This window comes from Megasphaera cerevisiae DSM 20462, from assembly GCF_001045675.1.
GTDB lineage: Bacteria > Bacillota > Negativicutes > Veillonellales > Megasphaeraceae > Megasphaera > Megasphaera cerevisiae.
The window spans coordinates 53,020-66,168 of the sequence record NZ_LEKT01000001.1 but is presented as its reverse complement, the minus strand read 5'-3'; the positions used below and the strand labels follow the sequence as shown (position 1 = coordinate 66,168).

At 47.8% G+C, this 13,149-nt stretch carries 12 protein-coding genes; all 12 read right to left on the bottom strand.

The annotated features are described in order from the left end of the window. Positions 1-17 precede the first annotated feature (17 nt). Entirely contained in the window at positions 18-527 is a 510-nt protein-coding gene (gene mreD / locus AB840_RS00270; RefSeq protein ID WP_048512816.1) for a rod shape-determining protein MreD, read from the bottom strand. Further along, the gene (mreC, locus tag AB840_RS00265) at positions 524-1,444 is read right to left on the bottom strand and encodes a rod shape-determining protein MreC (protein ID WP_048512815.1); all 921 of its coding nucleotides are present in this window, start codon (positions 1,442-1,444) and stop codon (positions 524-526) included. Before mreC ends, mreD begins: the two co-directional genes overlap by 4 nt. 2 nt (positions 1,445-1,446) lie before the next feature. Next, entirely contained in the window at positions 1,447-2,487 is a 1,041-nt protein-coding gene (gene mreB, locus AB840_RS00260; protein ID WP_048512898.1) for a rod shape-determining protein, read from the bottom strand. Between the two features lie 145 nt (positions 2,488-2,632). Next, positions 2,633-5,668, bottom strand: a complete 3,036-nt coding sequence (locus tag AB840_RS00255; protein ID WP_048512814.1) for an efflux RND transporter permease subunit — start codon at positions 5,666-5,668, stop codon at positions 2,633-2,635. Further along, on the bottom strand, positions 5,665-6,750 hold the full coding sequence (locus AB840_RS00250) for an efflux RND transporter periplasmic adaptor subunit (RefSeq protein WP_048512813.1): 1,086 nt from the start codon (positions 6,748-6,750) through the stop codon (positions 5,665-5,667). The genes AB840_RS00255 and AB840_RS00250 overlap by 4 nt, the downstream gene beginning before the upstream one ends. Positions 6,751-6,752: 2 nt before the next feature. Further along, positions 6,753-7,208 (bottom strand): MarR family winged helix-turn-helix transcriptional regulator, encoded by a 456-nt coding sequence (locus AB840_RS00245; protein ID WP_048512812.1) that lies wholly within the window; start codon positions 7,206-7,208, stop codon positions 6,753-6,755. Between the two features lie 114 nt (positions 7,209-7,322). Next, positions 7,323-7,952 (bottom strand): precorrin-8X methylmutase, encoded by a 630-nt coding sequence (locus AB840_RS00240; protein ID WP_048512811.1) that lies wholly within the window; start codon positions 7,950-7,952, stop codon positions 7,323-7,325. Then, positions 7,952-9,355, bottom strand: coding sequence for a cobyrinate a,c-diamide synthase (locus AB840_RS00235; protein ID WP_072061700.1), 1,404 nt, complete (start codon positions 9,353-9,355; stop codon positions 7,952-7,954). The genes AB840_RS00240 and AB840_RS00235 overlap by 1 nt, the downstream gene beginning before the upstream one ends. Then, complete coding sequence (locus tag AB840_RS00230) at positions 9,355-10,575, bottom strand: bifunctional cobalt-precorrin-7 (C(5))-methyltransferase/cobalt-precorrin-6B (C(15))-methyltransferase (protein ID WP_048512810.1); 1,221 nt, start codon at positions 10,573-10,575, stop codon at positions 9,355-9,357. The genes AB840_RS00235 and AB840_RS00230 overlap by 1 nt, the downstream gene beginning before the upstream one ends. Further along, the gene (gene cobK, locus AB840_RS00225) at positions 10,572-11,354 is read right to left on the bottom strand and encodes a precorrin-6A reductase (RefSeq protein ID WP_048512809.1); all 783 of its coding nucleotides are present in this window, start codon (positions 11,352-11,354) and stop codon (positions 10,572-10,574) included. Before cobK ends, AB840_RS00230 begins: the two co-directional genes overlap by 4 nt. Then, positions 11,351-12,085, bottom strand: coding sequence for a precorrin-3B C(17)-methyltransferase (gene cobJ, locus AB840_RS00220; RefSeq protein WP_048512808.1), 735 nt, complete (start codon positions 12,083-12,085; stop codon positions 11,351-11,353). The genes cobK and cobJ overlap by 4 nt, the downstream gene beginning before the upstream one ends. Before the next feature lie 3 nt (positions 12,086-12,088). Next, on the bottom strand, positions 12,089-13,144 hold the full coding sequence (locus AB840_RS00215) for a cobalt-precorrin 5A hydrolase (RefSeq protein ID WP_048512807.1): 1,056 nt from the start codon (positions 13,142-13,144) through the stop codon (positions 12,089-12,091). Positions 13,145-13,149: the final 5 nt, after the last annotated feature.

Below are 13,149 nucleotides of genomic sequence, written 5' to 3'. Positions count from 1 at the left end.
ATGCCAATCCTCCTCATCTACCAACGATACTCCCTATAGCCATAATAGGAGTCTTCACGGCGCAGCTTCCATACAATATGGTCGACAGGAAGCGCCAGAATTCCATGATAGATAAGCATCGGTATACTAAACTCGAATAAATACGATGCTATATTGACGAATTGCCCGGACATGAGCAGGACAATACAAGTCAGAATAAGACAGCTTTCCGTAGCACCCAATACAATAAGCAGCGTCAGAATCCATTGATCTTTATCAATATTTCTGCCAATATAGCTGCATATTAAAGCAATCAAAAGATATGGCAACAAATGGATGCCAAAAAAATTACCAATAAGCACATCTTGACAAAAGCCTCCCGCAAGGGCAGCGATAATACCGATACGCTGTCCGTGATGAAGCGCTACAAGAACAATAAAGACAAATATAAGATTGGGCTGGCTGATACCGTTGAATATGAACGGAAAAACGGCGCTCTGCAAAATAAACGCAATAAACGCCGCCATTAAACAGCTTAATTTCTTCATAATGCTGCTGCTCCTTTGATTCCCTCTACTTTATCACGATTTGTCTGAGGCACCAATTTCGGCGCAACCCCCGGCTTATCATAGGATCCTGTATCCGCTGATTTCAATATAACAAATACTTCCTCTATTTTGGAGAAATCCACGCTGGGGCGGATGACCGCGTATTTCACAAAATCATTGTCATTTTGATGAATGGAAATAATGGTGCCAATATAAAGCCCTTTAGGGTATATAGATCCAAAGCCCGATGTAACAAGCGTATCTCCCTCAAGAATATCCGCGTCCTTGGCAATATTGACAAACTGCGGTTCCGTCGGGATATTGCCGTTGCCGCGGACAACGGATGAAACACGGGACTCCGGTCGCTGCACAATAGCACCGACACTTGTGCGGGGATCCGTTAAAAGCTGAACGCGGGCACTATGTGGATAGACATCACTGATAAAACCGACGACACCATTAGGATTAATAACGGGCATATCTTTTGCTACACCCTCATTGCTGCCGACATCGATAATCAACGTATTGCTCCATGTGCCGTAGTCCCGTGAAATAACAGATCCGGGCAGCAGTTTATATTGAAGGTGACTTTGGCGAAAATCCAGCAATCCGCGTAGTCTGCTGTTTTCAGCTGTTAATTCGTCATAATCCACACTTCGCTTTTTTAGCTCTGCATTTTCTTTTTCGAGAGCTTCCCATTCAATGCGGTTCTTCAAACTAATATCCACAATATGGATTCCTGACGACAGTGATCCCATAATACGGCTGGCACCATATTCAAACGGGGCAGCGATCATCTGCAGCGGTTTCGTCACAAATGGTAAAGAATCGCGCTGGCGCCAGGCCCAGCCTACGACAGCTATGACGATAAATAATATAAGTACAATAACAACGCTTCTTTTACCGAACGAAAACAATTTTAAAATCTCCTCCTATAAATACGCTGCGCTCCCTGAATCAGTGCAGATAAAGAATCTCTTTTAGCAATGGCAATACCGGCGCCCCGGGCGACTGCCAGGTCTGGTTCGGCAGCTACAACCACAGGTACACCCAGCTCCTGCGCAAATAGCTGATCCATTCCCCTAAGTTTGGCCCCGCCGCCAGTCAGAACAATACCATGCTCCACAATATCAGCTGCCAGTTCCGGTGGTGTTTCCCGTAAAACAGATCTTACTAAATCCAGAATTTTGACAAGAGGTTTTCCGATCGCATGATAGAGCTCACTGGATTGGACCGCCAATTCCTTCTGCAGGCCATCATCCAGACCGCGGCCCATAAAATAAAATCCCCTGTCTTCTAAGGGAAGGACAGCAGAGCCATTCGTGATTTTCATTTCCTCAATGGTATCCTCATCGGTTACGGCAGCATATTGATATCGCAGATAATCCTTGATTGCCCCATTGAATTCAAGACTGCCTAAATGAATCGATTTAGAAACGACAATGCCGCCTAAAGAAAGCATGGCAATATTTGTCGTACCGCCGCCTATATCCACAACCATATTGCCCACAGGATCATATACCGGCATATTGGCGCCAATAGCGGCAGCCGCAGCTGTTTCGATCAAGAAAGCCTCCTTGGCCCCAGCCTGATAGACTGCTTCCATAACAGCTCGTTTTTCTACATTGGAAGCGGCAGCCGGTACGCCAACCATGATGCGAAGGCGCTGCACACTGCGTACACATTTATTGAGAATATATCCCAACATAGTGCGAGTTACCCCATAATCGGCAATAACGCCGTTTTGCAACGGACGATGTATATTTACCGTTTCCGGAGATTTTGTCAGCATATCTTCCGCAGCCCGGCCGACGGCAATAATTTTAGTATTTCGTTGATCTGTAGCCATAATAGATGGCTCGGAAAGAACGATCCCGCGTCCTTCAACGTAAACCTGAGTTGTACACGTTCCCAGGTCAATTCCTATATTTTTAGTTAATGGAGAAAAAATCGAACCCATAACAAATCCTTTCCAATGCATTTATATAGTCATCTGTATATTTTAGCACAAATTACCCGTGAAAAAAAGAGAAAATACCGGGATGCTGCCCTGCTTGAAACAAAAAAAATGCAGTGCCATTACGGCACTGCAAGTATGGGGGTAATTATTCCTTTTTGACCTTAAACCAAGCTGCATACAGCGTTGGAAGAACAAGAAGCGTCAAAATCGTAGCAATAAAGAGACCACTGGCAATTGCTACTGCCATAGGACCCCAAAAGATACTGCGCATAAGCGGAATCATTCCTAAAATGGCTGCAGCCGCTGTCAGCATAATAGGACGAAAACGAAGGACTGCCGAATCGATGATAGCATGCCAAGGGTCTTCTCCTGCCGCCATATGCTTTTGAATCTGATCGATAAGAATGACCGAATTCCGGATAATCATGCCGCTTAATGCCAAAATACCGAGATCTGCGACAAAACCCAGTGCTTTTCCAAATAGGAGCATACCAAGGGCAACGCCGATAATACCCATAGGTGCGGTAATCAGAGTCAACAGCATTAAGGACAGGCTGCGAAGCTGGAACATCAGCAGCGTCATAATGATAAGTATCATAACAGGAACAGGCGCCAGCAGGTATTGCAGGGACTTGTTGCTATCCTCCAGAGATCCCCCAGCCTCTACCTCATACCCAAAGGGCATACTGTTCCGGATATCCGCAATAGAATCGTATGCTTTCTTGGTAGCATCATCGGCCGTACCGGATTTGATATTTCCTTCTACCGTAATCGTAGGTTTCAGATTGCGGCGCCAAATAAGTCCGTCTTCTGCTCCATACGTAACTTTAGCCACCTGCTCCAGCGGTACATAGCCGGCACTGCCAATATAAATCGGAATATTTTTGACGGCAGACAGGTTGTTTCTGTCTGAATCCTGCAGCCGCAGCTGAATGCCGATTGTCTTGTCACCTGCATAATATTCGGCAATAGTTGCGCCGGAAAGTTCTGTATATAACGTTTGTGCAATATCTTGCCCGGATACTCCCAAGGCCCGTAATTTATCCTGATCAAGCTGCAAATGCATTATTTTATTTTTTTGATCCCAATCCAGAAATACATCCTGCGTGTTGGGATCTTCCCGTACTTTGGCTGCCACCTGTTGCGCGTACGATTTCACTTTATCAGCATCATAGCCGGATACGCGAAGCATGATCGGGTAATCGGACGGCGGTCCTAAGGGAACATTTTTGACATTGCACCGCACCTCGGGCTGTTTATCGTGCATCTCCTGCTGTATGCTTTGGGACAATTGTTCTCTGGTTTTGGTATCCTTCGCTACAACAACAAACTGCGCATAATTGTCAGCAGGTAAAACAGGGTCTATTGTCAGCACAAATCGCGGTGCCCCTTCCCCAACATAATACGAATAACTAGCCACATTATCTTTTTGCGTTTTTAAATAATCAGAAAAAATATCAGCTTGTTTCTGTGTTGCCTGCATAGAAGATCCCTCCGGCAAGGTCATTTCAACAATAATTTCCGGACGCAGCGAAGTCGGGAAAAATTCCTGCGGAATAAGTTTTAATGCGCCGATAGAAGCAATAAATACCGCAATCGTAGCACCAATAACAATACTGCGGTGCATGAGAAACCAAGTAAGCACCTTACGAAATAAAATATAAAACCGACTTTGATACAGCGCTTTTTCCTTTGTCTCCGGCTTGACCTTGATCAGATAGTACCCAAATAATGGCGCCACCATGACGGATACGATCCATGAAATAACCAGGGAAGCGGTAATAACAGGAAACAATGCTTTGCAAAACTCAGGTGCATCACCATAGGCAAAGGCTACCGGAATAAAGCCGGCACAAGTCACTAATGTGCCTGTCAGCATCGGCTTGGCAGTTGCTCTAAACGCATAGCATGCCGCACTCATTCTGTCTAATCCCTTTTCGAGTTGAACACTCATCATTTCCACTGCAATAATGGCATCATCAACTAAAAGCCCCAAGGCGATAATCAGCGCGCCTAAAGATACCTTATGCAGATCAATACCGGCAATTTCCATGATACAAAAAACACCGGCCAGTACTAAGGGAATACAAAATGCTACGACCAGCCCGGTCCGAAGACCTAGACTCAAAAAGCTGACGATCAGCACGATAATAATTGCCTCGCGAAGCGTATTGACAAAATCACCTATAGAATCTTTGACAACCTGAGGCTGATCGGACACTTGATTGATTTCCATGCCAGCCGGAAGGTCCTGCCGGACAGTATCTAAAAGCTGATGAAGATTGTCTCCAAGTGTCAAAATATTGCCGCCTGGCGACATGGAAAGTGCAATACCTACGGCAGGCTCGCCGTTGTAGAACATTTTCGGATCGGAGGGTTCCGTGTAGCGCCGTTCCACCTTGGCAATATCGCCGAGGCGGAAAACGCTGCTATTAGCATTGATCGGCAGATTGCGGATTGCATTGATATCTTTAAATACACCGCTGATACGAAGATATACATTATCTGACCGGGTGTCAATCATGCCCGCCGGAGTCATCGTATTCTGACTATTGACGGCATTGGAAATCACGGTGGGAGAAATACCCAGTTCTGCAAGCTTCGCATTAGCTATCTCGATATACACCTTTTCCGTCTGCTCACCCAGCAGTTCTACCTTGCTGACATCCTTGACTCCCAGCATCATGCGTCGGATTTTTTCCGCCTTGATGCGCAGTTCCTCATAGGAATAGCCGTCTCCAGTGACGGCATACACAGAACCATATACATCGTCAAAACGATCATTGAAATACGGGCCGTATACGCCATCCGGCAACTCTGATTTCATATCCTCTGTCAAGTTGCGGACCTCATGCCAGGTGCTGCGTATTTGCGAAGCCGGAACCTGATCATTTAAATTAACATAAATAACAGATTCTCCCGGACGGGAATAGCTTTTGAGATAATCCAGATTAGGCGTATCCTGCAGCTTCTTTTCAATTTTGTCCGTAACCTGTTCTTCCATTTGCTGTGCCGTTGCACCCGGCCATGATACAGATACGATCATTTGACGCACCGTATAGGACGGATCCTCCATGCGGCCCAGTTTCATATACGAAAATATGCCGGCAATCGCAATGATTACTATAAAATACCAAACAAGCACTTTATTTTCCAAGGCCAATTCTGATAAATTTCTCATTCTGTATCACTCTCCGTTCGCACAGTCAGCCCTTCTGTAAGCATGTGTACGCCCGCTGTAACGACAATGTCACCTTTTGCCAGCCCCGTCACTTTAACTTGATTATTGCCAAAGTCTTCTACGGACACTTTTTTTAAACTTAGTGTGTGATCCTTACCGACGATCCAGACCTGCGGCGTATTTCCTGTTTGATATATGGCCGATAAAGGAAGCACAAAAGACTCTTGTCCTGAAACACTTTCTGATTCATTGGTCACACTGGCAGTCATGCCCAGCTGCATTCCCTGCGGAGAATCTGGAATAGTTACACGCACGATATAGGTGCGCGAAGCCTGATCCGCCATAGGAGCTATTTCTCGAACAACACCGTCAACCTGCTGGTTTTGAAGTGCCCAAAAAGAAATGCGAACAGCCTTACCGACAGAAAAATCCTGCACCCTGTTTTCCGGCACGTTGATCTGAACCTCTAAATCTCCGGAATGAACAAGAGTCAATACTGTCTGACCTGCTGCTACAACTTGTCCAACCTCGCCGGTTACAGAAGAAATGACGCCGTCGGCGTCGGCAGTAAGTTGAGTATACGACAACTGATTTTGCTGGGCCTGCAGAGCAGCCATAGATTGATTATACTGGGCTGCGGCCTGATCATATGCCGTCTGATATTGATCAATCGCGGCGGCACTGACTGCATCCTGATCAAATAACTTGCGGTAACGAGACAAATTTGATTCCGCCAGCGATAGCTGCGCCTGTGCCTGATTCACGGCAGCATGCGCCTGATTGACAGATTGGGTCACGTCCTTAGGATCGACCGTCATGAGGACATCTCCTGCTTTTACAACGCTGCCCAGTTGGATATTACGAGACAGTATCCTGCCGCCGGCCTGAAAGGACAAATTACTTTCATAACGTCCTTTGACCGTTCCAGAATAGGTTCCCTCCGTGCTATCTTCCTTAGCGCCCACCTGAATGGTCTTTACAAGCTGCGCTTCCTCCTTCTTTTGCGGCTGCTGTCCACAGCCGGCAAGACCGAAAGTCAGAGCCAGTATCACGGCTGCGTAAAGATACTTTTTTTTATTCATTACTATGCCTCCTCGTCAGGTTTTGTATTTTCTATGTTTATTTTGGATGCATTAGCAGCAGCAATTTGCAGACCCTGTATGGTTTGTTCTATCAATATCCGGTCCATTCCTTCAGTAATGCAGAGAATCCATTTTTTTAAAACATCCAGTAATGCTTCATGCAAAGAGAACGCGCTGTCTGTTAAATAAATATATTTAAACCGCCGATCTTTTTCGTCCTGCTCTCTTCGGATCAAGCCTTTTTTTTCCAAGGTCTTTATATTGCGTGCTACCAGACCCTTGTCCGTCGTCATGGCCCTTGCCAGCTCATCCTGACTGCAGCCGTCTCGGATATATAGTTCCATCAGAATAACGTATTCTGAATACCTGATATTCCACGGCTGACAGGCATGGGAAATATATGCCTGAGAACGCCGATTCAGCATACCAAAGTTAAATCCTATTCGTGAATAATCCATGTAAATTCACTCCTTATTATTCACTTAAACAAGTTGATTCTATCAACTACTTGTTTGTAGTATATCAAATAGATATGGTAATAGCAATAAAAAAATAGCCGGATATAGTCCCGGCTATTTTCTCGTCAGTGTATATAGTAAAGCATTACAGATAGCAGCCGCAATATTACTGCCGCCTTTTCGTCCGACGGCGATAATATAGGGCACTCCCGTTTTTATTATTACTTCTTTCGCCTGAACGACATTGACAAATCCCACGGGGACGCCAATGACTAAAACCGGCTGTATCTTTTCCGCCCGGACGAGTTCATCGAGACGCAGCAAGGCCGTTGGGGCATTACCTACAGCTATAATGACTGGTCCCTTTACCTTGCAGGCCCTATCCATGCAGGCTGACGCACGAGTGGTTCCAGCAGTTTTTGCTTGTGCCGCAATATCTGGGTCAGCCATAAAACACATCTTTTGGCAGTTCAGTTTTTTCAGGGCAACTTGGCTGATTCCCGTATAAGCCATGTTAGTGTCCGTAATGATCGTACAGCCTTGACGCAATGCCTGCAGTGCCCTTTCAACAGCACTGCTGCTGAAACGCAGTGTCCTGGCATAGTCGAAATCGGCGCTTGTGTGAATCACTCGTTTGATAATACTGCGTTTTTCCGAAGACAGTTCAATTTCGCCCAGTTCTTCTTCAATAATTTCCATGCTGCGTTTTTCAATGTCCGACGGCAATACATGTTCTATATTCATCAAGGTGTCCTCCTACTTTTACACTGGCGCACACCCGTTTTATACTGACGGCATGCTTCCAGAAAATTCCACGCCCACTTCGGGTTGCCCCATAAATGAATATGAGGGTATCCGGCCAACAGATTTCCCTGTGCGTATATACAAGGCCAGGAACGTTTCCCCAACGCCTTGTGGGCTGTAAAGGCACTGCCATTATGGGTACTGTCAGAATAGTGAAATTCATGAGCCCGTATGCTTTCACCAGCCCGGCAGAGAAGTGTATTCTGCCGGGCAACCAGCGTAACATAGCCAAAACGGATAAGTCCGCTCGTCATAGCGCAAGTTCCTTTAATGGCACCCGCCCAATTGCGCGTCTGCTGATCCTGACGGAACTGCTCCAGCAAATACATAAATCCCCCGCATTCTCCTAAACAAGGCATGCCTTGTTGGATGGCCTTCCGTATATTCTCCCGCATGGAGGTGTTCTGCTGCAGCTCCTGAGCATATAATTCGGGATAGCCGCCGCCCAGATATATACCGTCACAAAGTGGGAGTCGGGCATCTGTCAGAGGGCTGAAGGGAATTATTTCAGCCCCCATCTGCGTCAGTAAATCTAACGCATCCTCATAGTAAAAACAAAAAGCCTTATCCTTTGCAACGGCAATCCGGACCGGTGTGCCGGAGGGGATGACCACCGGATCGTATGACAGCTCCGGGGCACTGCGGGCCAAGCGGAGGATACCTTCTACATCAATGGACTGCTCGGCTTGTGCTGCCAGTTTATTCATGATCTGACGCAGATTTTTGATTTCGTCTGCCGTAATGAGTCCGAGATGACGGCTGGAAAGACGGCAATCCTCCATAACGGGTATATAACCTAAAGGAATCAGTCCTGTTTCCCGTTTCCATATATCTTTAAAATAATCATATACACTACGGCTGACGTTATTGACGATAAAGCCAGTAATATGGCTGTCTGTCCGAAACTCTGCCAGACCCTTTATCTGCGCTGCCAGAGATAATGCCGCCCCCTTGCCGTCTACTACCAAAACTGCCGGGGCGGATACGGCCCCCGCCAGGGCATATGTACTGGCCTCACTCGTTGCGGCAATACCATCATAATAGCCCATAGCGCCTTCAATAACAGCCAACGCTGTATTGCCTGTATGCCGGGCGATGAGCTGCCGGGCCGTCCGGATGCCGCCGGCTTCACCGCCGAATAAAAACAGATCCAGATTATAAGAGGGTACACCGAGTACCTGCGCATGAAACATGGGATCAATATAATCGGGGCCATTTTTAAAAGCCGTCGTTTTCATACCGCGCTGCCGCAGCAGCTGTAAAAGAGCACAGACCACGGTTGTCTTACCACTGCCGCTTTTAGGTGCCCCTATGATGAGACGGGGAATAGCAAGCTGTGCCATTATATCTCCTTTTTAACGGAAATATAATCCGCCCTGATAATAAATACAGGATTGCGGCCTGTCATCATATGATACGGCCCGCTCATCCGGCTGGCCGCGACAGATACCTGCGTAATATCCAGCGTATACTCTTTTTTATCTGCATAGTAGGCAGTGACCGCCGCCAGGGTTTCTATGGCTATAGCTGTCAATACAATGCGGCAGGCGTAGTTTTTACGATAGATCATATCCATAATTGCCGCAGCATTTCCCTTGGTACCGCCGATAAAAGCAAAATCAGGTTTTTCCGTGCCGGACATCGTATTCGGGGCCTTACCGGCTATAATAATCATATTTTCCGTACCGAAACGCTCTTTGTTCTTTGCCAGCAGCACCAGCGCATCTTCCTGAACTTCAAAGGAATAGACACGTCCCCAGGGTGCTTGCAGTGCCAGCTCCACAGAGCATGACCCGGTTCCGGCGCCAATATCATAAATGACGGCATCAGCACGGGGCTGTAATTTGGCAATAGCGACGGCACGTATCTCCTGCTTGGTCATCGGCACGGCGCCCCGCTGGAAAAGGGCGTCATCTAAACCACAGACCGGGCGGTCTGGTGGTCTGATTGCAGCATTGAGAATCATGACGACGGCAAGACTTTCAAAATGATATGACGCAAGCTCCGACGCGGTTCCTGACGTAATATTTTCCGCAGGATAAGATAAATTTTCTCCTACATAGACTCGGACGCCGCCCAATCCGGCCCCAGATAGCTCCCGACAAAGACGCTCTGCCGGATTATCCCCGCCAGTCAGGCAAAATACCTTCTGATGCATAAACACAGCGTGGATAACAGACTCATTTCTACCATGCCGGCTGATGACAAAAGCGTCCTGCCATGGCATTTGAAGCTGCGCAGCAAAATATACCAGACTGCTGATGCCACAGCAGCGTTTGACCGTACAGCCAGGAAAAGGGCCGAGATGATTAGCCAGACTGAAAAAGCCTGCATCTCCTGATACCAGAATAGCAGCGGCCGGCTCCCTTTCCCTGACCTCATCAATAATTCGGTGAATTTCCGATGGTTTTACTGAATACCATACCTTTTTCCCTGTAGTACAGACGTTGGACAGCATCCGCTTATCTCCGATAAGAACCGTACTGACTTTCAGAGCCTTGCGGGCTGCGGCAGTCCATAGGTCAGGACTGCCGGGTCCCATACCAATGATATATATGATCATAGATGTTTTCCTTTCAGCATTCGGTTTTCCAGTCTTTTTCGTATAACCTCAAGAACATCGTAATATCCGGTTCCTTCTTCATGACGCCGCCGGACGACAATCAGTTCGGCACCGGCTCTGGCGGCGCCAGACGCCTTATCCTCAAAGCCTCCGGGGCGTCCGGAGTCCTTGGTCACCACATATGCCGTATGAAAATGGCGGAACATAGCTTCATTCAAAGCCTCACCGAACGGGCCCTGCATACATACGATGTGAGCGGGCCTATATCCCAGCGCAAGAGCCCGGTCCAGGGAGGTACGGGAAGGAAGTATCCGCAGCACAATTCGATCCGCATAGCCGTCAAGCCGGGTAAATATGGGAAGATCCTTACTCCCTGTAGTCAGAAACACGGTGCCGTCTGTATGGCTCAGCAGCTCGACGGCCTCCTCCATGGACCAGACGGAAATACAGCCGCCGCAGTGGCTTTCAGGGCGGACAACACGCAGATAGGACACACCGGACTCCTTGCAGGCTGTTTTGACATTTTCCGTTACTGCCGCCGCATACGGATGCGTAGCGTCGACAACCAGTACAGGCTCACATTTGCGGAGAAAGCGGATCATTTCCGCTGCTGTCATGCGCTGCTGCAAAACCGTCACGTTGGGACAATTGGGGATGAGAGCGGCACCATACTCCGTAGCCACAGATACGTAAACCTGTACATCAAAACGGCTTACATAGCAAGCCAGTTCCCGGCCTTCTGTCGTACCGGCAATAATCCATACTGTCGTCTGTTTCATGACAATTGGTATCCTCGCGGCGTCACCATGTATCCTGCTATAATTTTAGTCTGGCTGTTGCCGATAATAATAGTGGAAAACATATCGACCGTCATGGATGATAGCTTACCAAGCGTAGTTATTTCTGTCTTTTCTCCCTCACGGCCCACACAGTGCACCACTCCGACCGGAATATTCGGTTCCTGATGGCGGAGCATGATCTGGCAAGCCCGTTGCAAGTGACCGGCCCGGCGCTTGCTGGCAGGATTATACAAACAAACGACAAAATCAGCGGCGGCTGCTGCCTCGAGCCTTTTGGCGATAGTCTCCCATGGCGTCAGCAAATCACTTAAGGAAATCAAGCAAAAATCAGAAACGAGAGGCGCTCCCAGCAGAGCTGCGCCGGAGCAGGCCGCCGTTATTCCTGCAACGACCTTGATTTCCACGTCAGGATAGTCAGCCGCTACTTCATACATGATGCCGGCCATACCATATACGCCGGCATCCCCGCTGGAAATCATGGCCGCCGATCGACCCGTACGTGCTTTTTCAATTGCCAGCCGGCAGCGATCGACCTCCTTTGTCATACCGGTCATAATATATTCCTTTTCCGGGAAATAAGGCCGGATCAGCTCAATATATGTATTATACCCGATAATGCAGTCACAGGCCTCAAGAATGTTTTTGGCTTGAAATGTCATGTGCTCTATACTTCCCGGACCGATCCCAACGACATAAATGACGTGTTTCATTTGTTATCTCCTTACTGTATCAAAGGATACCGTAAAATTTTCACATGCAATAGCCAAGGTGACTCCGTCCGCCACGGTTTTATCCAGCAGCAGAGAACCGCCGCCGCTGGATAAAACGGCAGCTCGTTCGCAGACATTATCTACAGCAACAGTTTGTAAAACAAATTCCGACCGCGTAAAATTTCCCGGCAATTGCTGCAGCTCAACGGCACTGTAATAATGTACGGGTAACGTATATGTACGAAAAAAACGTGTCAATCCCGGCTCAGATCGTTTTATATCGATCGTGCCTGCCGCTGCTACTGTATTCATACTGATTCCCAAACGGCGCAGTTCCCGATACACCAAGCCTGCAATCGCCGCTTCCTCCGTACCGCGGCGGCAGCCAATTCCCAGATGGAGAATACGGGGATGCAGCAGGACCGTCTGATCAAAAGGTCGACATTCTTTCTGCAGTGTAACCGCTACTCCGAGCCGGCCTGAAGAGACATTTTCCAGACCGGGAGGTAGTTCGCCCTGAATAGGAAAATCACTATATATACCGGCCTTTCCCTGCTCTAAAAGTGCTGCCGAAAACGCCTTGACGATCCGCGCCGCAGGCATAATCAGATGGTGTTGAACGGCCCATTCGTCGACAGCAAACAAATGATTTACATCCGTTGCGGTCGTAATGACAGCCTGTCCATGCAAATGAGCGGCAATCTTATGAGACCATGCATTGGCGCCGCCTATATGGCCTGACAAAATCGGAATGACAAAGGCGCCAGACTCATCAACAACAATTACGGCAGGATCCGTCTGTTTGCTTTTTATAAAAGGAGCCACAGATCGTACGGCAATTCCCACAGCACCGACAAAAACAATAAGTTCTGCCTTTAGAAATGCTTCCTGCACTGCTTCCTGCAGGTTCGGTGTGATTTCACCAAGTTCCCGATCCTGTTCCGCAAACTGCCGTACTGTCAAAGAAGCTGCCTTCCAGCCTTTCTTTTTCAGAAAAGCCAGGATAGACAAGCTCAGTACAGAGCCGTGCCGTGTGAAGGAAAATATAAGCGCTTCCATAGTCG